Source organism: Actinoplanes subglobosus, assembly GCF_042650585.1.
GTDB classification, from domain to species: domain Bacteria; phylum Actinomycetota; class Actinomycetes; order Mycobacteriales; family Micromonosporaceae; genus Actinoplanes; species Actinoplanes subglobosus.
Map to the genome: position 1 here is coordinate 416,250 of NZ_JBHSBL010000024.1, position 19,556 is coordinate 435,805.

A 19,556-nucleotide genomic window follows, 5' to 3' on the forward strand; every position below is an offset into this window, starting at 1 on the left:
CGTGACGAGATCGAGTCCCGGCCGGGGGTTCCCTTCCCTGTGGAACCCCCGGCCGGGGCTTCGTCGTCAGGCCTTCGGGAGGCGGGTGTCGAGGATCGGGAACAGGTTGGTCGGGGTCAGCACCCGGAACGCGGGCAGGTCGACGCCGAACGCGGTCAGTGCCAGGTCGAGCAGCGCCGGCCCGAAGTCGCCGAGCCACGGGTTGATCGAGACGCTGAGCTGGGTTCTGGCGTCCGGCGTGGAGAACGAGTAGCTGAGGTAGCCGAAGATGCCGCCGGTGTGCCCCCACAGCGTCAGGCCGCCGGGTAGCTGCTCCTGGAAGATGCCGAGGCCGTAACCCGAGTCGCCGAACGGGGTGAGCATCTCGGCCAGCTGTGCCCGCCGCAGCAGCCGCCCACTGAGCAGGGCGCGGTAGAAGCGGTTGAGGTCGGCCGTCGTGGACACGATCTCCCCGGCGGACCAGGCCATCGACGGGTTGAGGTCGGTGAAGTCGAGCGGCACGATCTCGCCGTCCTGCTCGATCGGCTCGTAGCCGTGCGCGTGCGGCCCGTCGATCGTCACGTCGGTGCCGGGGACCTCGGTGCCGCGCAGCCCGAGCGGGCGCAGGATGCGCCTGTCGACCTCTTTGCCGTACGCCCGCCCGGTGACCTTCCGGATGATGAGGCCGAGCAGCACATAGTTGGTGTTGGAGTAGGACCACGCGGTGCCCGGCTCGAACACCGGCGGCTGTGCGGCGGCCAGCGCGACGAGCTCCTCGGGCCGGAACGTCCGGTAGCGGGCCTGGAGAACCTCCTCGATCGAGGCGAACAGCACCTCGGTGTAGTTGAAGATGCCGCTGGTGTGCTGGAGCAGGTTGCGGATCGTGATGTCCGCGCCGTTCGGTATCGCGCCGGGCAGCCAGTGCTCCAGCGTGTCGTCCAGCCGCAGCCGCCGCTCACCGGCGAGCTGGAGGATCACGGTGGCCACGAGCGTCTTGGTGATGCTGCCGACCCGGTACTGCCCGCCGGCGGCCGGCCGGCCCGGGCGGCCCAGCTCCACCACTCCGCTGGACCCGCGCCAGCTCCCGGCCGGGCTGTCCAGCCGGGCCAGGGCGGCGGTGGCCCCGGTCGCGACGATCTGGTCCAGGGCCGCCTGTAACGCGGTCCGGTCGAGCCCGCCGGACGACGCCCCGGCCGGTGATGCGGTCCCCACTCCGGCGGCGATCGCGGCGGCGGCGGATCCGGCGAGAACAGTGCGACGACTAGGCATGGTGAGTCTCCCCCCGAGTGACTGTCACCAGCCGACGCTGTCATCGCCAGTGATTCAGGTCAATGTCGTGCGACCCTGGTCGATCCCCTACGGGAGGCCCCGCACACGGCCACGAGCACCGTGCCGGCACCGAGCAGCAGCAGGCCGAACCAGCCGGTCATCGGGCCGGTGACCGGCAGGTTCTCCCGGCCGTCGACGACGTGGACGGTGCTCACGCCGGTGATCGGCGCCAGATCGTCGGCGGTGACCGTGATGGTGATCTTCCCGGTGTCCCCGGCCGTGGCCTTGCTGGACGCCTTCACGGTCACGGGCAGGTACTGCTCGACCGTCTCGCCCTCGAAGGTGAGGTCCCGCGGATCCCGGCAGACGACCCGGGTCGCCGACGGCATCTCACAGTCGCCTCGGCCGTCCGTGTTCGGTGCGATCCGGACCCCGGTGGCCCCGCTGAGTTCGTAGCCGACCGTCACCCCGGTCAGGGTCACCTCGCCGGCGGTCGACCACAGGTTCGGGCCGAGCAGGTCGATGGCGGTGCCGCCCACCGGCACGTCGATGTCGGGGAAGGCGGCCGAGACCGGACCGTCCCGTTGCGCCCGTTCGGCCCGGGCCGGCGCGGCCACGGTGACGAGCAGGATGCCGGCTACCGCCAGCGCGTGCCGAAGCCGCATGGCCGTCTCTCCCTCCCGGAGCGGATCAAGCCGACGCAGCGTACCTGCGGTACCGGGCGACACAACGGTCTGACACGCCTGTTTTTGCAGCTAGGGGCGGTTGCGCGGGTCGGGGAGCTTGAGACGTTCGCGGATGGTGGAGCCGTCGTAGGCGGACGGGAACGCCCCGGACTCCTGGAGCAGCGGGATGACCAGCCGGTTGAACTCCTCGATGCCGTCCGGCAGGACCGGGATGTGGATGTTGAAGCCGGCCACCGCGCCGGAGCTCCACCAGTCCAGGATGGTGTCGGCGACCTCCCGCGGTGTGCCGACGGCCAGCCGGTGCCCGCCCTCGACGCGGCGGACCAGCTGGCGTGGGGTGATCGGTTCGGCCGCGGCCAGTTCGGCGAACGACTTGACGAAACCGACCGGCCGTTTCTGGTCCTCGGTCCACGTGAACAGGGCCGGGTCGAGGGGCTTGTCCGGGTCGATGCGGCGGTGGTCGAGGTCGACGGCCCAGTTGCGTTCGAGGAAGTCGGCGATCAGCCCGTCCTCGCCGCGGTGCCCGTGCAGGGCCTCGTGTTTGCGGTACGCCTCCTCCCGGGTCTCGCCGAGGATCACCGTGAGCCCGGGGATCAGGCGCAGGTCGTCCGGGTCGCGGCCGTGGGCGAGGGCCCGTTCGCGCAGGCGGGACTGGTAGTCGAACGCCGACTGCTTGTGCAGTAGTGACGCGTACACGATGTCGGAATGTCTCGCCGCCAGGTCGATGCCGGCGTCGGAGGCGCCGGCCTGGGAGATCACCGGATGCCCCTGCGGCCCGATCGGCACGTTGAGCGGGCCGGTGACGTCGAAGAACTCGCCGTGATGGTCGATGCGCCGTGCGGTCGTGCCGTCCCACAGCGGCCCGTCCGGTGCCGGCCCGGACGGGGAGTCCCAGCTCAGCCACAGGTCCTTGACGACCCGGAGGAACTCGTCGGCGCGGCGGTAGCGTTCGGCGCGTTCGGGCAGGGGCGCGGCGCCGAAGTTGGCGGCGATGTCGGGGTTGAAGCTGGACACGACGTTCCAGATGACCCGGCCGCCGGAGATGTGGTCCAGGGTGGCCAGCCGGCGGGCCAGGTTGTAGGGCGAGTTGTACGAGGTGGACGCGGTCAGCAGGAACCCGATGTCGGGCACGGTCGCGGCGACGGCGGTGAACAGCACGGTCGGGTCGAAACTGTGGATCGGCCGGGACGTGTTGTCCCGCTGGAGCGCCGGATGGTCGGAGACGAAGACGATGTCGAAGACACCCTCGTGGGCCAGCTGCGCCGACCGTAGGTAGTGCTCCCAGTCGGCGAACCGGTTCCACTTGGACCCGGCCGCCCGCCACGACCGGGCCGCCGAACCGGTGCTGTTGAGGGCGACGCTCAGGTAGAGCCGGTGCGCGGTCACGCCGGCACCCCCGACCAGACGGCGTGCGCGTACTCCTCGCGGGACGGCGGGCCGGCCGGTGCCGGGGGAGTGAACCGGTGCAGGTCGGCCAGCACGAAGTCGCGGGAGATCGCCTCGACCAGGCGCGGCACGCCGATCCGCAGGCTGGGCACGTCACCGATCGGCAGGCCGAAACTCTGGCTGGCACCGGCGTTGAACACGTGGATCTGCGACACCCAGGTGTCGTCCGGGTCGCGGGGCGTGAACTGGTAGGCCGGCCCCAGGTAGGGGAACGAGCCGGCCTGTGACGAGCGCAGATCGGCCGGCGGCTCGTAGACGTCGCGCCACAGGGCGATCCGGTCGGCGATGCCGGCAAGCTCGGGCCGGGTTGCCGGATCGTGCTGGTAACCGGTGCCGGCGATGACGAAGTCGAACGTGTGCGTGCCGTCGGCCGCGGTCACCTCGACCTGCCCGCCGGTCTCCACCGCGTCGTGCCAGGGCGCGTCCAGGTGGATCCGGAAATTCGGGTGCGCGGTCGCCCGTACCACCGAGTCAAGGGGTGTGCTCGCGGCGAATCCCGCCCTCCGCCGCCATCGTTCGGCGTCCGGGAGCAGGGGGAACGCGTCGAAGACGGCCAGGGCCGGCGGTTTGCCGCCGGGCCGGACGATCACCAGATCGGACCGGCGGGAGAAGAGATGGACCTCGGCCGCCCCGGTTTCCAGAGCGGTTGCGGCGGCGTCGAACGCCGAGGCCGCAGACCCCAGAATCGCTACGGTACGGCCACGGAGCGCCGAGAAGTCGATGAGGCTCCCGGTGTGCGCGAAGACAGTCGGTGAGAGGCCGGCCACCTCCGTGGGGATTCGCGGCCCGCCGGTGCCCTCGACCCCGTTGGCCAGGATCACCTTGCGCGTCACCTCGACGGTGTCACCGCCCAGGTGCACGCGGATGCGCCCGCGGCCGTCGGGTTCGAGGCGGGTGACCCGCACCCCACGCCGGACGGGGATCCGCACCTGCGCTTGGAACCAGGTCAGGTAGGCGATCCAGTCGGCGGTGGCGATCCGGTCGATCGCGGCCCACGCGTGGATCCCGTTGCGGGCCTCGAACCAGGCGCGGAAGCCGAGCGCCGGGTTGCCCAGCTCCGGCCCGACGAGCTTCTTGTCGGTGCGCAACGTCTTCATCCGGGCCAGGCCGGCCCAGCTGCCGACGTGCCGTGGATCGTCGGCGGCGTCGAGCACCGCCACCCGGTCGATGCCGGCGCGGCGCAGCGCGTGTGCGATGGCGAGACCGCTCTGACCGGCGCCGACGATCGTCACGTCGTGGTCGGTGCCGTCGGTCGGCGGCACCCATCCGGCCGGCTCCGGCCCGAGCAGGCGTAGTGATTCGCTGGCCGTGGGATCGGCGCTCACGGGGGCTCCCTTCGACGTGTTTCAGGCAGGGTGGAACCGTGCGACGTGGGGGACGCCGCTGATCAGGAGGCGATGGCGAGACGGCCGGTGTGCAGGCCGGGGGCGATGTCGGCGGCGATGACGCGCAGCACCCGCAGGATCGAGGAGATGTTCGGATCGCGCTGGCGTCCCTCGCGGACGACCGCGCTGAACGTGCGGCCGCCCAGGTCGAGGCCGTCGACGATGAGGCCCTCCAGGTGCGCCGGGACGGCGAGGCGGGGGACGACGGCGGCGGCGACCTCGGTGGCGGCCAGGTCGCACACGTTCGGGGCGCCGATGACCCGGTGCTTGACCTGGGGGACGAACCCGCCGGCCTGCCCGGCCCGGATGACGGCCGTGTCCAGTCCGGAGTCGCGCTGGCTGGTGACCCACGGCGTGTCGGCGAGCGCGCCCAGCCCGCGTCCCCGGATGCGCAGGTGCAGGTGGGACGGCGCCATCAGCACGAGCGGCTCGTGAAGCAGGTGCTCGCCGGTGAGCCCTCCCCACGGTTCGTCCGCGCCGAAGTCGTAACGGCAGGTCAGCGCGATGTCGACCTCGCCCTGACGGAGCAGCCGGACCGCACCGGCGCTCGTCGACTGCTGGACCTGGATCTGGAGGTCGGGCTCGGAGGCGCGCAGGTGCTGGATCATCGGGGCGGCCAGCAGCGAGACGCCCATGTTGAACGAGGCGACGGCGATCTGGCCGGAGACCGCGCCCTGGGTGGCCGCGACCGCGCTGAGCGCCTCGTCGACCGCGCCCATCACCCGGCGCACGTGCTCGACGAGCACGTGGCCGCTGCGGGTGAGGCTGAGGGTACGGCCGTCGCGGCGGAACAGGATCGCGCCGGTCTCCCGCTCCAGGACACGCAGTTGCTGGGAGACCGCTGAGCTGGTGATGCATCGCCGCTCCGCGACGGCCGTGACCGTGCCCAGCTCAGCCAGGTCGTTGAGCAGCATCATGCGCCGGAGGTCGAGCATCACGGGCTCGCATGGTCGCTGATGGTGACGATCGCAGGCTTCACGAAAGTCAATATCGCACAGACGAGTGGGATAACCTAGTTAACCTATGTAACTGATAGGTTATCGACCTTGACGATGGCGGGCACCATTGAGGACTTGAACTCCTCTGAGATGCGAGCACTCGCCCGGAACGTCGTCGTCCGGGTGGCGAACCACGACCCGGGATGGCGTCTGGCGTACCCGGTGAGGCGGTTGATCCGGGCCGGTGACCGCGGTTATCAGATCGCGGCCGACGCCGTCTGGGAATGCTGGATGCTCGACCCCGGCGAACGATGGTGGACGGCCCTGCGCCGCTGGGGCCGCCCCGCCGACCGCTGTTCGAAGCTGAGCAGCGGCTTCTTCGGCCCCGAGGAGATGCACCGGCTGAGCTTCGTCGCCCTCGACCGCCCGGAGATCAGCTGGTCCGCGGAAGGGTTGGTGCAGGCCCTCGGCCGGCGCGACCACCCGATCGCCGAGATCGCCCGGCAGCGGCTGCTCGACCCCGGCGAACACGTCCGGATCGACGACGTCTGCCTGGCCGCCACCGGCTCGCCCGACGCCGTCGGCTTCCTGACCTCGGCCGGGATCCTGCCCGCCGGACTGCCCGCCCGGGCCGCCTACCTGCTGCTCACCAAGCAGCAGGAGCGGTTCTGGGAACTCGACCCGGATCAGGCGCTGCTCACCCGCGCCTATCGGGAACTGCCCGCCCTGCGGCCGGCGCTGCGGGAGGAGATGCCGTGGTTCGGCGACCTCGACCCGGCCCGGATCCTGCGCACGGCCCTGGCCGGCGCCCGCAAGACACCGGCCGAGATCGCCTACGTCACCCGGCAGATGGTGGCCGGCCACGACTGGGCCGGGCTGTGGTGGTTCGCTCGCGACCTGTCACCGATCGAGGCGGTCGTCGCGTTGCGTGACGCCGATCCGGAGTGGCAGCCGGCCGGCCGGGACGGCGCCGAGCTCTACTCGCTGCTGCGCTCCACCGACGAGCACCACCTGCGGGAACGCATCGAGGTACTGGCCGCGCCACGTCGGCTGGTGGTGAGCGGACCGGTGCTGCACGGGGCGTTCAGCGCCGACGAGCGGACCATCGCGGTCACCGTCCGCAGCAAACTGCTCGTCTACGACGTCGAGTCCGCCGACCTGACCACGGTCCACGATCTCGACGACATCGAACCCGGCCCGGTCTCGTTCGAGGACGACCGGCCGATCGTGTGCCAGCTGTGGCGGCACCAGAGCCCGGCGCGCTCCACCCTCTGGCGGTTCGAGTCCGGCCGCCGTACCGGGCGCGCCCTCGTGGGCTGGGGCCACGCGCTGCTGCCCGGGACCGTCGACGGGACGACACAGGTGGCGCTGACCCGGCGGACCCCGGGATCGCCGTCGCCGGAGCTGATGCTGGTGCGACGCCACGGCCCTCGCGCGACCCGGCCGCCGCGGCTCGCCGTCGCCCCGGCCGGTAGCCGATTGTGCACCGACCCGGTCAGCCGGCGGCTCGCCTTCGCCGGCGACCGGCTGGTGGTGGCCGAACTCGGCCGCGGCAACCAGCTGCGATGCCTGGCGGTGTCACCGCACGTGGGTGAGCGGGTGTGGCAGGGGCTCTGCCTGGCCGGCCCGGACCGGCTGTTCAGCGTCGATCGCGACGAGCTCGTCCGCTGGGAGATCGTGGACGGCCGCTTGGAGGCGACGGGCCGCCTGCCGTGCTTCTACGACGGGATCGCCTGGGTGCCCTACCGCAACGCCGTCGCCGTCCATGACTTCACACGCGGCGTGCGATATCTCGATGCCGACACGCTCGAACCCCAGGACCAGCCCGGCGAGTTGCGTGACTCGACCGACGTCCGGGTGCTGTGGTCGGCCCCGGGTGGAAGCGGCTCGCACGCGTCCGGCGGATACCGCGAGATCCAGGTCATCCCGGCCTCCTCCGCGGCGCTCAGCCACCTGGCCCGGCAGCCGATGACCGACGCGCGCCTGGCCACGGTCCCGCACGATGCGGCCGCCCGGGACCGGGCCGGCCCGCTGGCGGATCTGCTGGCCGCGAACGACCGCTACCGGACGTCCGTAAGATCGGCCGGGTGACGTTCGTCGAGGTGATGCGGCAGGGTGACCCGGCCTACGACATGGCGCTCGGGCCGCAACTGCTCCGCGAGGGGGTCGGCGACGCCCGGGACATCCTGCGGATCTATTCGCCGCGGCCGACCGCCGCGTTCAGCCGCCGCGACACCCTCCGCCCGGGGTATCAGCGGGCGGCGGACGCCGTACGCCGCCAGGGTTTCGCCCCGGTGGTCCGCCCGCAGGGCGGCAGCCTCGCCGCCTATCACCTCGGCAGCGTCGTCGTCGACCATGTGCATCGCGCCGTCGGGGAGCCGTTACAGCCGGTCGAGCGGTTCGAGCGTTTCGCCCGGCTGCACGCCGACGTGCTCCTCGCTCTCGGCGCGGATGCCCGGATCGGCCCGGTTCCCGGTGAGTACTGTCCCGGCGACCACAGCATCAACGCCGGCGGTTCCAAGATCGTCGGCTCGGCCCAGCGGGTGACCCGGGACGGCTGGCTGTTCAGCACGGTCATCCAGGTCACCGGCGCGGCCCGGCTGCGCGAGGTGCTGACTCTCGCCTACGCTGAGCTGGGCTACGACTTCGAGCCGGCGACCGTCGGCGCCCTCGAGGACACCGTGCCCGGCGTGACGGTGCCGACGGTGGTCGCGGCGGTCCGTGCCGCCTACACCCGGCTGGGTGGCTAGGGTCTCAGCGGTGCCCAACTCTGCGGACCGCATCGCGCTGATCTCCGACGTCCACGGCAACCTCACCGCCCTCGAAGCAGTCCTGGCCGACATCGGCTCCCGCGGCATCGACCTGATCTACAACCTCGGCGACTACGTCGGCAAAGGCCCGCGCGGCCGCGAGGTGATCGACATCTGCCGGGAGCGGTGCGCGGTCAACATCCTCGGCAACTGGGACGACTTCCTGCCGGACCCGGAGCGCACCTTCGACAGCGAGGGTCTGGCCTGGTGGCTGGCCCAGCTCGGCGAGGGCCAGGGTGAGTGGCTGCGTGCCCTGCCGTTCAGCCACGACTTCCTGCTCAGCGGCCGCCGGGTGCGGCTGTTCCACGCCTCGTCGACGAGCGTGCACCGGCGGGTCCGGTTCGACCACGACGAGCGGGAGTTCCACGGCATGTTCGCCAACACCCCGGCCACCGGGGACGGGCCGGAGCCGACGGTCGTCGGATACGGCGACACCCACGACCCGTTCTACGAGGTCGCGGGGGAGGGGCTGACGCTGTTCAACACCGGTAGCGTCGGCAACTCGATGAACGACCCCACTCCGGTCTACGTCATCCTCGAAGGCCGGCTCGGCTCGACGACTGCGGCGCCGTTCTCGGTACAGTTCGTGCGGGTGCCGTACGACGTCGAGGCCGAGATCGCGACGGCGACCCGGATGGGCATGCCCGAGCTCGACGGTTACGTCTCGGAGATCCGTGACGGCGTCTACCGCGGCGCTATGAACGACCCGGACGGGCCGCGCTATCACCGGCGAGCGCGCTGAACTGGGCGTCGCTGAGCCGGATGCGCTCGGCGGCGAGATTCTCCTCCAGATGGGCGAGGGCACCGTAAAGCGGCGTATCGCCGAAGCTCGGAGATCAACTGGCTAGGCGTCCCGAAGCCGTTCGAGTTCACTGAGGATCAGGCTACGTGCGTGGGTTCCGTAGGCGGCTTGCCCAGCGAGCACGCTGAAGGCCCGTGCGTACAGCGCGATCTCCCGCGGCTGTGTGATGGTGAGTTCTGCTGAGACCGCCTCGACGTGCACGAGGCGGTCATCAAACATGATGAACTGATGGGATGGCACGGTGTAAGGCGCCTGGTCTGGGAGGATACCCAGGCGCAGACGGGCCATGGACATGATCGACAAGAGCCGGTCGAGTTGGCCGGCCATCACGTCCCGGTTCCCGACCATGGTCCGGAGAGCCTGTTGCGCCATAACGAAGTGGAAGCTATGTCCCCGCTGGTAAAGGACCTGCTGGCGCTCCATCCGTGCCGCGACACCGGCATCCGTGTCGTCCGGGATCTCGTAAAAGGCGGTAACGCGTTGCAGTACCGCGGCAGCGTATTCGGCGGTGTGAAGGAGCCCTGGAACAAGAACCGGTTCGTACCACCGCATCAGCTGGGTGTCGGCCTCCAGGGATTGTGACTTCTCCTGCCGGGCGCGCGTGCCAGTGCGTAGTCTGCGCCGCCACTCGACGTACATGGCTTCGATGTCTCGGGCCGTGATGACCAGATCATCGGCCTGTTCGCCTGCTCCGCATGCACGACACCAGCCCCGAATGTCATCGGCGGACGGCGCCTGTTTGCCGTACTCAATCTTGGAGATCTTCGAGCTGTCCCACCCGGCAAGGGCGGCTAAGCTCTTGCCGGTGAGTCCAGCTTCCTTCCGAAGGTCGCGGAGCCGGGAGCCAAGGGCCTCGCGTGCCTGAAGGACCGTACTTGTCGCCAAGGAACACCGCTCAGTGCGCGTAGTCAGCGTGTGGGATGGCCAGCTTCCAGAGCTGGTCGCGTACCCGCACGCATCGGTCGACGATCAGGGGATCGGTTGTTTCGGCGCCCCCAGAAAAGGTGCCGTTCGGCGTGAAGACAGTGAACACCACTCGCTGATCGTCGATGAGCCAGAAGTCGTCGGCGGTCACATCACTGTCGTTCAGCAGGTGGCGTGGGAGCCAGCGGATATCTTCACCTGCGGCGATGTTCAGCGGCGCCACGGTCAGGCCCCATCGGGTGTAGTCCACGTGGGGTACCGACACGATGCGAATGCGTTCGATGCGACGACCCGCAGTGGTGCTCTCCTGGACCAGATCGAGCCACGGCTGGTGCCACCGGAAATCATCGACTCGCCCGTCGAGGAACTTCTGGAAAGGCTCCGATTCGCTGGGCGTGTGATACGAGTCTTCGACTTCCAGGTGGAAGGCTGAGTACCGGTTCGTCCGGAAGATGTCGAAGAACGCTTCGTCCTGGAGCAGCCGCACTCCTTACCTCTCCTTCCGCTGGACCTCGATGCAAGCCTCGTGGTCAGGAACATCCAACTTTGCGAGCACCACGTCATCCAGGCTGTCGCCGGAGATCAGAAGCGTTTCGCACTCTCCGCTGTCGCCCTGCCACCGGCGGCCGGTAGCGATGAGTTCAGCACCCAGGGCGGCATCGGGCGGTAGATGCCCCAGAAGCGATGCGGGGATCTCAACCGTCGTCGACGGGTGCCCTGTCACCCTCCAGCCCTGGACGACATAGGAGTTGCGGTCTGTCTCGAACAACGTTGGCGACCCGCCGCCCTGCGTTTCCTTGCCGAGGAACGTTAGCTCCATCTCCGATCCCTCCGATCAGAAGTTGCTTAGTTTTGCTCGACTTCCAGCGATGGTTCGCGGAGCCATGCTGTCCTGTCAAGCCTTATGGGCTCAAGCAAACTTGAGCAAACCCCTTGGAGGAGGGCAACTGCTCTCCATAGCGTCGTGACCAACGAACGGCCACGCGTAGGCCACGTCAGCGGCGGGAGGGGCAGGCATGCAATATGCGCAACGGCCGCGATCGGGTGGTGGCCCAACCGTGATGGAGCCGCCTGGGACATCGAGCTTGTTCCCGGCAGATCGTGATGAGCACACAGCTGACCGATCTTGCTGGGACTGCCGAGCCTGTGGCGAATCTTGGCCGTGCGCACCAGCGAAGGTGTCACTGATTGAGGACTTCCGAGGCCGCCGGTCGACGCTGATCGTCTTCCTGCACAGCACTTTCTATGAGGCTCTCGACTCGTACGCCGGTCGGGAAGCGCCGGCCGACCTCTACGGGCGGTTCGTCATGTGGGCCGTGAGGATGGTGAACCCGTGAGGCGTCACTATCCGCCGATCGCGGTCTTCCACATCCCGCAGTGCCCCGCTCTCGGCGGTAACGGCACCGCCCGTTCACACGAGGTGGCACGCGCGGATTGGCCCCATCACCGGGATTGCCCCTGCTTCCGGCTGGCCATGACCGCGGTGGTGCCTTACGTGATCGTGGAGGAGGGCGACGACGGCGATCATCTGTACGAGCCGTCAGCGGACCGGCCGGATGACGCTGCCCGGTCGCTGTGCCGTACCTGCAAGGGCACCCACGGCAACATCGACCAGGAGCGCGAGCGCATCGAGGTCCGGCTGGTCGCGACGAAGCCGACAGGCACCGGCGAACCGGCATCCGACCGTGCGACCCGGCCGCACCCGGTGCCCCCGGGGGATACGCCGTGACCAGGCGGGATCCGATCCGGGAACCGGCGGGCAGGCCGTTGCAGGTCGGACATGCTCCGGCGACGCCTGCGCTGCAGAATGCGCCGGTGGACTTCTGGAGACATCCCGCACCCGCGCGTGTCTGGGACTACCTGGGCGGCGGCAAGGACAACTTCGCCGCTGATCGCGCTGTGGGAGACGCGCTGGTGAAGGCGCTCCCGGACCTGGCGACCATGGCACGGGCAACCCGCTGGTTCGTCTATCGTGCGGTCCGCCTGCTGGCGTCCGGCGGTATCGATCAGTTCCTGGACATCGGCTGCGGCTTCCCGGCGCTGGAGAACACGCACACGATCGCGCAGAAGGTCAACGTGAACTCCCGGGTGGTGTACGTCGACAACGATCCGCTCGTCGCGGTCCACGCCCGTGCACTGTTGGTCAGCACCGCCGAGGGCCGTTGCGAAGTCCTGCACGCCGATCTTCGCGAGCCCGACACGATCGTGGACAGCCCGCTCGTGCGCGACACCCTGGACTTCGGCCGGCCTATCGGCTTGGTGCTCTCCGGGGTGCTGCACGACCTGCCCGACACCGACCAGCCGCACCAGGTCGTCAATCAGCTGGTGCGTGCGCTCAAGCCGGGCAGTCACATCGTGCTGTCGCACCTGACCACCGACCAGCTAGCCCAGGGCGACGATGAGCACCTGACCAAACTCGCCGCCACGACGGGCTACGGGCCACTGTGGCCCCGCAACTGCCACGAGGTGGCCCGTTTCCTGGACGGTCTGGACGTCTTGGCGCCGGGCCTGGTCCCGGCCGAGCTGTGGAGACCCGAACCCACGCCATTCGGCCAGCCGCCACCTGCGATGTGCTACGCCGCCGTCGGACGACGGACGTGAGCGCCAGCGCGGAGCACCCGCCGAACCCGCGCACCTACGACTGCCGCACTTGCCGCGCCCCGTGGCCATGCGAGCCAGCACGCCAATACCTGATCGCCACCAGCCCGGACCGGCTCCAACTCCTGTGGCGCATGGCCTCGGAACTGGAGTCCGCGTCCCTGGTGCTCGACGCACCGGACATGTGGCACCGATTCGTCGGCTGGGCGAGAAACGCCCACCGAGAAATAGGAAGGATCCAGCAATGCTGATCAGCCACAAGGGCATGCAGGTCGACGTCGCGGCGCTGGCCAGCGCCGACTTCCGCAAGAGCACGCGAAGCGGCCCCAACTGCGACAACTGCGTGGAGGTCGCGTTCGTCGGCGACACGATCGCGGTCCGCGACTCGAAGAACACCGAAGGCCCGGTACTCCTGTTCACCACGGCCGAATGGGACGCGTTCGTCGACGGAGCCAAGGAGGGCGAGTTCAACCGTCCGACGGTCTAGACCCGCGGGGGCGCTCTGTCGCACTCCACGGACGGCCGGGTCCTGCCGCCTGGAGTTCCGGCAGATAGGAGGAGGCGGTGCCGGTATTGGGGTGGCCGGCCCACCTCCTTGATCCAGAACCGTCCACCCACGTACCGCTGGGTTGAGGAGATTTCCCGGCTTGCCGCCCGGGGCCGCGATGGACGCGCTTGCCGACGGAACCGGCTAGCCGTCCGACCGACGCCCACCGCGACGGTACCGAGCGACGTGGTGGACCTGGTCGGCGCGATCCACACGCCGGGCGGCCCCTGCCGCAATGATGACGCCCGCAACATCCAGATGCGCGGTGTCGATGAGCGGGACGCCGAGCTCGACGGCCCGCCGGGCCACCGCCTTAGCCTGCTCGCGGGCGTCGCCCGGGCGTAGCCGGGAGGTGCATGGCGCCGAACCCGATCCGTCCGACAGGAAGTGTCATCGACGCCACGCTATCGGCGGAGGCGTCTCACTCGGTGACCGCGAATCCGCCGGTCCAGCTGATCTTCTCGCCGGCCGCGAGGCTGATCTGCAGGAAGGCCAGGGCCTCCAGTTCGCGGGCGCGCTTGAGGCCGCCGGCGTCGATCGCCTTGAGCCCGGCCGCGCTGACCACGCCGGTGAGCAGGGCCTTGGCGTCGGCGTCGTCGCCGGCGATCAGCACCGTGGTGGTCTGTGCGCCGACCGTGCCGTTGGCCAGGGTGCCGCCGAAGTTGGTGTTGAAGGCTTTGAGGACCGTCGACCGCGGCAGGGCGGCGGCGATCTCGGTGGCGGCGGAACCGTCGGCCGGGACGGTCAGGCCGTCGAAGGTCGCGAAGTCGACCGGGTTGGTGATGTCGACGACGATCTTGCCGGCGAGCTGGTCACCGCGCTGCGCGACGATGTCCTTGACCGAGGCGTACGGCACGGCGAGCACCACGATGTCGCCGGTGACCGGCGTGCCGCCCTGTGAGCTGTTGACCGTCTCGACCGTGTTGCCGCCCTTGGTGACGAGCCCGGCGATGACCTGGCCCATGTTGCCGGTGCCGATGATGCTGACGTGTGCCATGACGCCCTCCCGAGTGACTTTGTTGTAGCTACAACCATGCCTCGGCAATTAACTTGTAGCAACAACTATTGTTGCCTCAAGTTTGTAACCAGTCTCACCCGCCGAAAAGGTTGAGATTTCAATAAAATAGGCGGCATGACGAACCCACTCGTGGTGCTCCTGCACGGCCGCGGCTCCGACGAGCGCGAGATCATGACCCTGGCCGCCCACCTGCCGCCGGACTTCGAGTACACGGCGGTCCGCGCGCCGATCGCCGAGGGCGGCGGCTACGCCTGGTTCGCCAACCGCGGCATCGGCCGGCCCGTCGCCGAGTCGCTGCGGGCCACCATCGACTGGTTCCGTGCGCAGCTCGACGCCCCGGCGGACCGGCCGGTCTACCTCATCGGTTTCAGTGGTGGCGCGGCCTTCGCCGGCGGCCTGATCCTCGACGACCCGGAGCGGTTCGCCGGCGCCGCCGTCCTCTACGGCACCATGCCGTTCGACGCGGGCCTGCCGACCACGCCCGGCCGCCTGAGCGGGCTACCGGTCTTCGTCGCCCAGGGTGACCACGACACCGTCATCCCGCGGGAGCTGCTCGACCGCACCTGGACCTACCTGCGCGAGGAGTCCGGCGCGATCACCACCGTCCGGCGTGACCCGGTCGGCCACGGCATCGCCCCCGAGGCACTGGCCGCGCTCGGGGAGTGGCTGGTCACGAGTCGTAACGCCGGTACAGCGACGCGTCCGGGTCGAGACGGCGCAGGATCGCCTCACTGATCTCGGCCAGCTGGGACACCTGCTCCGGGGTGAGCGCGTCGATCACGTACTCCCGGACGGTCTCGACATGGCCCGGCGCGCTCTCCCGCACCGTGCGCCACCCGTCGTCGGTGAGCCGTGCGTTGGTCGCCCGCCGGTCCTCCGGGCAGGGGAAACGCTCGACCAGCCCGCGGGCCTCCAGTCGTTGCACCACGTGCGACAGCCGGGCCAGGGTGGCGGCGGTCCGGTCGGCCAGCGCGGTCATCCGCAGCACCCGCCCCGGCGCCTCGGACAGTTGCGACAGCACGTAGTAGTCGAAGTGGGTGAGTTTCGCGTCGCGCCGCAACTGCGAGTCCAGCACGCCCGGCAGCAACTCGACCACGCCGATCAGGCGCACCCACGCGGCCAGCTGCTCCGGGGTGAGCCACCGTGCCTCCATCGTCACATGGTGTCACTCCGACGATCAACTTTCGAAACCAGACGTGTTCTGTCAGGTTTTCGCGACAGCGTCGGGGACATGACGACGAAACCACTCACCGGGAAAGTGGCCCTCGTGGCCGGAGCCACCCGCGGTGCCGGACGGCAGATCGCGGTGCAGCTCGGCGCGGCCGGCGCCACCGTCTACGCGACCGGCCGCAGCACCCGCGCGGCCCGTTCCGAGTACGGCCGCCCGGAGACCATCGAGGACACCGCCGACATGATCACCGAGGCCGGCGGCACCGGTATCGCGGTGGCCGTCGACCATCTCGATCACGATCAGGTCGCCGGCCTCGTCCAGCGGATCGACGACGAACAGGGCCGCCTGGACGTGCTGGTCAACGACATCTTCGGCGGCGACCCGCTGACCACCTGGAACAAGCCGGTCTGGGAGCAGCCACTCGACAAGGGCCTGCGGCTGCTCCGCCTGGCCATCGACACCCACATCATCACCAGCCATTACGCGCTGCCGCTGCTGATCCGCAACCGGGGTGGCCTGGTCGTCGAGGTCGGCGACGGCACCACCGACTACAACGCGGCGAACTACCGCCTGTCGGTCTTCTACGACCTGGCCAAGTCCTCGGTCAACCGGCTCGGCTTCGTCTGGGCGCACGAACTCGCCGACCACGGCGCCACCGCCGTCAACGTGACGCCCGGATGGCTGCGCTCGGAGATGATGCTCGACATCTACGGCGTCACCGAGGACAACTGGCGCGACGCCTGCGCCAAGGAACCGCACTTCGCCATCTCGGAGAGCCCGGTGCTGATCGGCCGGGGCATCGCCGCCGTCGCCGCCGACAGCGACCGGCGCCGGTGGCACGGGCGGTCGGTGTCCAGCGGTGACCTCGCCCAGGCCTACGACCTCACCGACACCGACGGCAGCCGGCCGGACGCCTGGCGCTACGTCGTCGAGGTGCAGGACGCCGGGAGACCCGCCGACGTGACCGGTTACCGGTAGAGGCCGCCGAGACGGCGCGCGGCCTCCGCGAGCCGTCGCCGCAATTCGGGCGGCTCCAGCACCTCGACCTCCGGGCCGAGCCTCAGCATGTACGCGTAACCGACGTCCAGTGACTCCACCGGCAGCCGGGTCCGCACCCACCCGTCCGGATCCGGCTCGCCGGCGTCGTCGGCCGCCTGCCGCACCGCCGGCGGCTCGGCCACGAAGCGCAGCGACCGCATCCCGTCCGGGCTGAGCCGGATCGTGATCGTCTGGCGCAGCATCTGCCGCACGAACTCCTCCGCCCGCGCGGCCCAGAACCCCGGCAGGTCGAACTCCGGATCACGCGTGAAGTCGTCACCCGTCGGCTCGACGCCGGTGATCCGGTCCACCCGATAGGTGCGCAGGTCGTCACCCACCCGGCCGACCAGATACCAGACCCCGTTCTTGAGGACCAGGCCGTACGGCTCCACGTCACGCGACACCTCCTCGTCCCGCCGCCGGTAGCGCATGGTCAGCACCCGGTCCTGCCAGACCGCGCGCGCCAGCCCGGCCAGGTGCTCCGGCGGGTCGGCCCGGTCGAACCAGCCCGGCGCGTCCAGGTGGAACCGGTGCCCGGCCCGCTCGGACGCCTCCCGCAGGCCCGGCGGCAGCGCCGCGAGGACCTTGCGCCGCACCGACTGGACCGGCTCGTCCAGCCCCATGTCCCGCGCCGGGCCGGGCAGCCCGGCCAGGAACAGCGCCTCCGCCTCGCTGTGGCTCAGCCCGGTCAGCCGGGTCCGGTAGCCCCCGACCAGACGGTATCCGCCGGCCCGGCCCTGTTCGGCGTAGATCGGCACGCCGGCCGCGGACAGCGCCAGCACGTCGCGGTAGACGGTCCGCTCCGACACCTCCAGCTCGGCCGCCAGCTCGGTCGCGGTGAGCATGCCCCGCGATTGGAGGAGCAGCACCATGGTGATCAGCCGGGCAGCGCGCATCCCCCGATTCTCGGGTACCTCACGCGCACGGGGGAATTGCGCCAATCACTGTTTTGCGGGCGGTCCGGACAGGCTAGAAAGTGAGAGGATGTTCCCACTTTTCAACTTCCGTGCCCTTTTCGGTGCTCTTGTCGGTGTGGTGGCGATCATCATCGGAATCAGCAGTCCGGTCGGCGGTCACTGGGCCGTCCCGCTGGCCGGGGCACCCGGGTTGCCGGTCCCCGTGCCGGTCGCCGCGCCCGCCATGATCCTCACCGGATTCCAGGCCGCGCCGGCCGTGCGCCGCGGTCCCGAGGAACTGAGACTGACCCCCGGCGCCTTCGCCGACCTCGACTCCCGGGCCGCCGGGTGGGGCGCCGCGGACTGTGCCGAGCGCTGCGACGTGCATCTGAGCGATCAGGGCGGCGGCGTCGAGGGGACCAGCGGTGGCGAGCTGGCGGACAAGTCGGCCGCCTACTACTCGTGCCTGGCCGCGTCCGACTACGCGTTCACGATCACCCCGGACCTCGCCGGGCCGGGGGTGGAGACGTGTGTGCGTACCAGCGACGGCCGTAACGCCGGGGTGACGGTCACCCGCGTGGAGAAGAGCGGCGAGGAGGTCTCGCTCGTCGTCGCCACGGTCACCGTGTGGGAGGCGCCACCGGTGACCGTGCTGCGCAGCGTGGACCCCGACCCGCCGCTGTTCCAGGACCTGCCCGACGAGTGAGGTCAGGGCTGCACGTCGGTCAGCAGCCGGTTGGACCACCGCAGCATGTCGAGATAGGCCGCACCGAGCCCGGTCAGGTCCGAGGACGACGACAACTGCGGGATCGTGCCGTTCTCGTAGGCCTCGACGGCCTGTAGTACCCGTTCCAGGGGGCTGCCGTCGCCGCGCAGGGCCGCGGCCAGGTCGTCGGCCAGGGGCATCTGCTCGGCCATGTCGGCGCGGGGCATGCCGAGCAGGTCGGCCACGCCGGTGAGCAGCCCGAGCAGGAAGGCGGTCTCCGGCGGGACCTTGAACTCCGGTGCCAGGCGGTGACAGAACCTGGCCCGGATCAGGGCCTCGGTCAGCTGCTCCTCGGACGCCCCGGTCACCTCGCTGGCGATCATCAGCGCCGCCCACTGCCGGATCCGGGCGATGCCGAGCAGCACCACCGCCTGCGGCACCGAGGACAGCCGCTGGGGCAGGCCGGCGGCGGCGCTGTTGCTGGCCCGCAGCACCCGCATGGCCAGGGCCGGGTCGGTGCAGATGAGCTGGCTGACCTTGTCCATGTCGGTGTCGGCCGAGTGCAGCAGGGCCAACAGCTCCAGCCGGCGCATCTTCGACGCCGACAGGGTGGAGGTGGTCAGCACGTGGGGGCGGCTCAGCGCGTACCCCTGCCGCAGTTCGCAGCCGTATTTCTCGGCCATGGCGACGTGCGCGTCGGTCTCCAGGCGCTCGGCGACGAGCTGGATCTGCGGGTACTGCCGGCAGACCGCGATGGTCTCCTCCAGGCGGCTCAGATCGCCGTCGAGCATGTCGAGCTTCACGTAGGAGGCGAGGCTGAACAGCCTGTCGTGGCCGAGCCCCCACACGAAGTCGTCGAGCGCGATGCGGTAACCGGCCTCGGCCAGTGCCGTGACCCCGGCGAGCACCTCGTCGTCGATCGTGATCGACTCCAGCACCTCCAGCACCACCTGTTCCGGGCCGATCGGCAGGGTCAGGTCGCCGACCAGGAACTCCCGGGTCATGTTGATGAAGCACAGCCGGTCACGGACGACCTCGGGCAGACCGAACTCGGTGAACGCGGTGACGATCACCTGACTGGTCGCCGAGGTGTCGCGCTGGGAGGCTTCGACGTCGTCCAGGCGGCCCCGGAACAGCAGCTCGTAGCCGACGACGAGGCCCTGGGCATCGAAGATCGGCTGTCGCGCGACATGGACCAGCTGCGTGATGTCCACAGCCGGTCCCTGCGGCGCTCGGACGTCGTTCATGCTGCTCTGCCCTCCTGACAGTGTCGGCCTCTCGGGTCAGCTTGCCTGATCGTCCGGTCACACGCTGTTGGTGTTGACTAACAGCGTCGGCACATC

Annotated in this window: 23 protein-coding genes; 11 read left to right on the plus strand and 12 right to left on the minus strand. The window is 70.0% G+C overall.

Annotated features, from left to right (window positions below):
* Positions 1 to 66: 66 nt before the first annotated feature.
* The 5 genes from ACFO0C_RS36075 to ACFO0C_RS36095 all read right to left on the minus strand — a co-directional run bounded on the left by ACFO0C_RS36075 (position 67) and on the right by ACFO0C_RS36095 (position 5,700).
* Positions 67 to 1,248, minus strand: coding sequence for a serine hydrolase domain-containing protein (locus ACFO0C_RS36075; protein ID WP_378071259.1), 1,182 nt, complete (start codon positions 1,246 to 1,248; stop codon positions 67 to 69).
* A gap of 59 nt (positions 1,249 to 1,307) precedes the next feature.
* A complete protein-coding gene (locus ACFO0C_RS36080; RefSeq protein WP_378071260.1) occupies positions 1,308 to 1,913 on the minus strand; it encodes a hypothetical protein in 606 nt (201 codons plus the stop codon).
* 90 nt (positions 1,914 to 2,003) lie between these two features.
* Positions 2,004 to 3,320, minus strand: a complete 1,317-nt coding sequence (locus tag ACFO0C_RS36085) for an NtaA/DmoA family FMN-dependent monooxygenase (protein ID WP_378071261.1) — start codon at positions 3,318 to 3,320, stop codon at positions 2,004 to 2,006.
* A complete protein-coding gene (locus ACFO0C_RS36090) occupies positions 3,317 to 4,705 on the minus strand; it encodes an FAD-dependent oxidoreductase (protein WP_378071262.1) in 1,389 nt (462 codons plus the stop codon). The genes ACFO0C_RS36085 and ACFO0C_RS36090 overlap by 4 nt, the downstream gene beginning before the upstream one ends.
* 62 nt (positions 4,706 to 4,767) lie before the next feature.
* Complete coding sequence (locus ACFO0C_RS36095) at positions 4,768 to 5,700, minus strand: LysR family transcriptional regulator (protein WP_378071517.1); 933 nt, start codon at positions 5,698 to 5,700, stop codon at positions 4,768 to 4,770.
* A 138-nt stretch (positions 5,701 to 5,838) separates the two neighbouring features.
* On the opposite strand from ACFO0C_RS36095, the gene ACFO0C_RS36100 reads away from it, so the two are divergent.
* Genes ACFO0C_RS36100 through ACFO0C_RS36110 form a run of 3 tightly spaced genes read left to right on the plus strand, consistent with a single transcriptional unit; the run spans position 5,839 to position 9,255 of the window.
* Positions 5,839 to 7,794: a hypothetical protein gene (locus tag ACFO0C_RS36100; protein ID WP_378071263.1), complete on the plus strand. Its 1,956-nt coding sequence runs from the start codon at positions 5,839 to 5,841 to the stop codon at positions 7,792 to 7,794.
* Positions 7,791 to 8,453, plus strand: a complete 663-nt coding sequence (locus ACFO0C_RS36105; protein ID WP_378071264.1) for a lipoate--protein ligase family protein — start codon at positions 7,791 to 7,793, stop codon at positions 8,451 to 8,453. The genes ACFO0C_RS36100 and ACFO0C_RS36105 overlap by 4 nt, the downstream gene beginning before the upstream one ends.
* Positions 8,454 to 8,463: 10 nt before the next feature.
* Positions 8,464 to 9,255 (plus strand): metallophosphoesterase family protein, encoded by a 792-nt coding sequence (locus ACFO0C_RS36110; protein WP_378071265.1) that lies wholly within the window; start codon positions 8,464 to 8,466, stop codon positions 9,253 to 9,255.
* Between the two features lie 102 nt (positions 9,256 to 9,357).
* On the opposite strand, the gene ACFO0C_RS36115 is transcribed toward ACFO0C_RS36110, so the two are convergent.
* The 3 genes from ACFO0C_RS36115 to ACFO0C_RS36125 are packed head-to-tail and all read right to left on the minus strand — an operon-like array spanning position 9,358 to position 11,059.
* Positions 9,358 to 10,200, minus strand: coding sequence for a helix-turn-helix domain-containing protein (locus tag ACFO0C_RS36115; protein WP_378071266.1), 843 nt, complete (start codon positions 10,198 to 10,200; stop codon positions 9,358 to 9,360).
* 10 nt (positions 10,201 to 10,210) lie between these two features.
* Positions 10,211 to 10,726 carry a DUF6879 family protein gene (locus tag ACFO0C_RS36120; protein WP_378071267.1) on the minus strand — a complete coding sequence of 172 codons (516 nt, stop codon included), beginning with the start codon at positions 10,724 to 10,726 and terminating at the stop codon, positions 10,211 to 10,213.
* 3 nt (positions 10,727 to 10,729) lie between these two features.
* A complete protein-coding gene (locus ACFO0C_RS36125; protein ID WP_378071268.1) occupies positions 10,730 to 11,059 on the minus strand; it encodes a hypothetical protein in 330 nt (109 codons plus the stop codon).
* Positions 11,060 to 11,417: 358 nt separating this feature from the next.
* On the opposite strand from ACFO0C_RS36125, the gene ACFO0C_RS36130 reads away from it, so the two are divergent.
* From ACFO0C_RS36130 to ACFO0C_RS36150, 5 genes are all read left to right on the plus strand, one after another.
* On the plus strand, positions 11,418 to 11,576 hold the full coding sequence (locus ACFO0C_RS36130; protein WP_378071269.1) for a hypothetical protein: 159 nt from the start codon (positions 11,418 to 11,420) through the stop codon (positions 11,574 to 11,576).
* On the plus strand, positions 11,573 to 11,968 hold the full coding sequence (locus tag ACFO0C_RS36135) for a hypothetical protein (RefSeq protein ID WP_378071270.1): 396 nt from the start codon (positions 11,573 to 11,575) through the stop codon (positions 11,966 to 11,968). Before ACFO0C_RS36130 ends, ACFO0C_RS36135 begins: the two co-directional genes overlap by 4 nt.
* 86 nt (positions 11,969 to 12,054) lie before the next feature.
* A complete protein-coding gene (locus ACFO0C_RS36140; RefSeq protein WP_378071271.1) occupies positions 12,055 to 12,840 on the plus strand; it encodes an SAM-dependent methyltransferase in 786 nt (261 codons plus the stop codon).
* Positions 12,841 to 13,081: 241 nt separating this feature from the next.
* Positions 13,082 to 13,324 carry a DUF397 domain-containing protein gene (locus ACFO0C_RS36145; RefSeq protein WP_378071272.1) on the plus strand — a complete coding sequence of 81 codons (243 nt, stop codon included), beginning with the start codon at positions 13,082 to 13,084 and terminating at the stop codon, positions 13,322 to 13,324.
* A gap of 246 nt (positions 13,325 to 13,570) precedes the next feature.
* A complete protein-coding gene (locus tag ACFO0C_RS36150) occupies positions 13,571 to 13,729 on the plus strand; it encodes a hypothetical protein (protein WP_378071273.1) in 159 nt (52 codons plus the stop codon).
* A 76-nt stretch (positions 13,730 to 13,805) separates the two neighbouring features.
* On the opposite strand, the gene ACFO0C_RS36155 is transcribed toward ACFO0C_RS36150, so the two are convergent.
* Positions 13,806 to 14,381, minus strand: a complete 576-nt coding sequence (locus ACFO0C_RS36155) for an NADPH-dependent F420 reductase (protein WP_378071274.1) — start codon at positions 14,379 to 14,381, stop codon at positions 13,806 to 13,808.
* A gap of 135 nt (positions 14,382 to 14,516) precedes the next feature.
* Here ACFO0C_RS36155 and ACFO0C_RS36160 point away from each other — a divergent pair, with 135 nt between their 5' ends.
* Positions 14,517 to 15,137, plus strand: coding sequence for an alpha/beta hydrolase (locus ACFO0C_RS36160; RefSeq protein ID WP_378071275.1), 621 nt, complete (start codon positions 14,517 to 14,519; stop codon positions 15,135 to 15,137).
* Here ACFO0C_RS36160 and ACFO0C_RS36165 read toward each other — a convergent pair.
* A complete protein-coding gene (locus ACFO0C_RS36165; protein ID WP_378071276.1) occupies positions 15,073 to 15,555 on the minus strand; it encodes a MarR family winged helix-turn-helix transcriptional regulator in 483 nt (160 codons plus the stop codon). The genes ACFO0C_RS36160 and ACFO0C_RS36165 overlap by 65 nt on opposite strands.
* 78 nt (positions 15,556 to 15,633) lie before the next feature.
* On the opposite strand from ACFO0C_RS36165, the gene ACFO0C_RS36170 reads away from it, so the two are divergent.
* Positions 15,634 to 16,551 carry an SDR family oxidoreductase gene (locus tag ACFO0C_RS36170; RefSeq protein WP_378071277.1) on the plus strand — a complete coding sequence of 306 codons (918 nt, stop codon included), beginning with the start codon at positions 15,634 to 15,636 and terminating at the stop codon, positions 16,549 to 16,551.
* Here ACFO0C_RS36170 and ACFO0C_RS36175 read toward each other — a convergent pair.
* Positions 16,542 to 17,507 carry a helix-turn-helix transcriptional regulator gene (locus ACFO0C_RS36175; RefSeq protein WP_378071278.1) on the minus strand — a complete coding sequence of 322 codons (966 nt, stop codon included), beginning with the start codon at positions 17,505 to 17,507 and terminating at the stop codon, positions 16,542 to 16,544. The two genes, ACFO0C_RS36170 and ACFO0C_RS36175, sit on opposite strands and share 10 nt — an antisense overlap.
* 88 nt (positions 17,508 to 17,595) lie before the next feature.
* Here ACFO0C_RS36175 and ACFO0C_RS36180 point away from each other — a divergent pair, with 88 nt between their 5' ends.
* Complete coding sequence (locus tag ACFO0C_RS36180; protein WP_378071279.1) at positions 17,596 to 18,213, plus strand: hypothetical protein; 618 nt, start codon at positions 17,596 to 17,598, stop codon at positions 18,211 to 18,213.
* A 2-nt stretch (positions 18,214 to 18,215) separates the two neighbouring features.
* Here the strand turns inward: ACFO0C_RS36180 and ACFO0C_RS36185 are convergent, their stop codons facing one another.
* A complete protein-coding gene (locus ACFO0C_RS36185; RefSeq protein ID WP_378071280.1) occupies positions 18,216 to 19,460 on the minus strand; it encodes an EAL and HDOD domain-containing protein in 1,245 nt (414 codons plus the stop codon).
* Positions 19,461 to 19,556 lie beyond the last annotated feature (96 nt).

Coding starts and splice junctions, on each gene's coding strand:
- ACFO0C_RS36075 (WP_378071259.1), bottom strand. CDS start 1,248: ATGCCTAGTCGTCGCACTGTTCTCGCCGGATCCGCCGCCGCCGCGATC.
- ACFO0C_RS36080 (WP_378071260.1), bottom strand. CDS start 1,913: ATGCGGCTTCGGCACGCGCTGGCGGTAGCCGGCATCCTGCTCGTCACC.
- ACFO0C_RS36095 (WP_378071517.1), bottom strand. CDS start 5,700: ATGCTCGACCTCCGGCGCATGATGCTGCTCAACGACCTGGCTGAGCTG.
- ACFO0C_RS36125 (WP_378071268.1), bottom strand. CDS start 11,059: ATGGAGCTAACGTTCCTCGGCAAGGAAACGCAGGGCGGCGGGTCGCCA.
- ACFO0C_RS36145 (WP_378071272.1), top strand. CDS start 13,082: ATGCTGATCAGCCACAAGGGCATGCAGGTCGACGTCGCGGCGCTGGCC.
- ACFO0C_RS36155 (WP_378071274.1), bottom strand. CDS start 14,381: ATGGCACACGTCAGCATCATCGGCACCGGCAACATGGGCCAGGTCATC.
- ACFO0C_RS36160 (WP_378071275.1), top strand. CDS start 14,517: ATGACGAACCCACTCGTGGTGCTCCTGCACGGCCGCGGCTCCGACGAG.
- ACFO0C_RS36165 (WP_378071276.1), bottom strand. CDS start 15,555: ATGGAGGCACGGTGGCTCACCCCGGAGCAGCTGGCCGCGTGGGTGCGC.
- ACFO0C_RS36170 (WP_378071277.1), top strand. CDS start 15,634: ATGACGACGAAACCACTCACCGGGAAAGTGGCCCTCGTGGCCGGAGCC.
- ACFO0C_RS36175 (WP_378071278.1), bottom strand. CDS start 17,507: ATGCGCGCTGCCCGGCTGATCACCATGGTGCTGCTCCTCCAATCGCGG.
- ACFO0C_RS36180 (WP_378071279.1), top strand. CDS start 17,596: ATGTTCCCACTTTTCAACTTCCGTGCCCTTTTCGGTGCTCTTGTCGGT.
- ACFO0C_RS36185 (WP_378071280.1), bottom strand. CDS start 19,460: ATGAACGACGTCCGAGCGCCGCAGGGACCGGCTGTGGACATCACGCAG.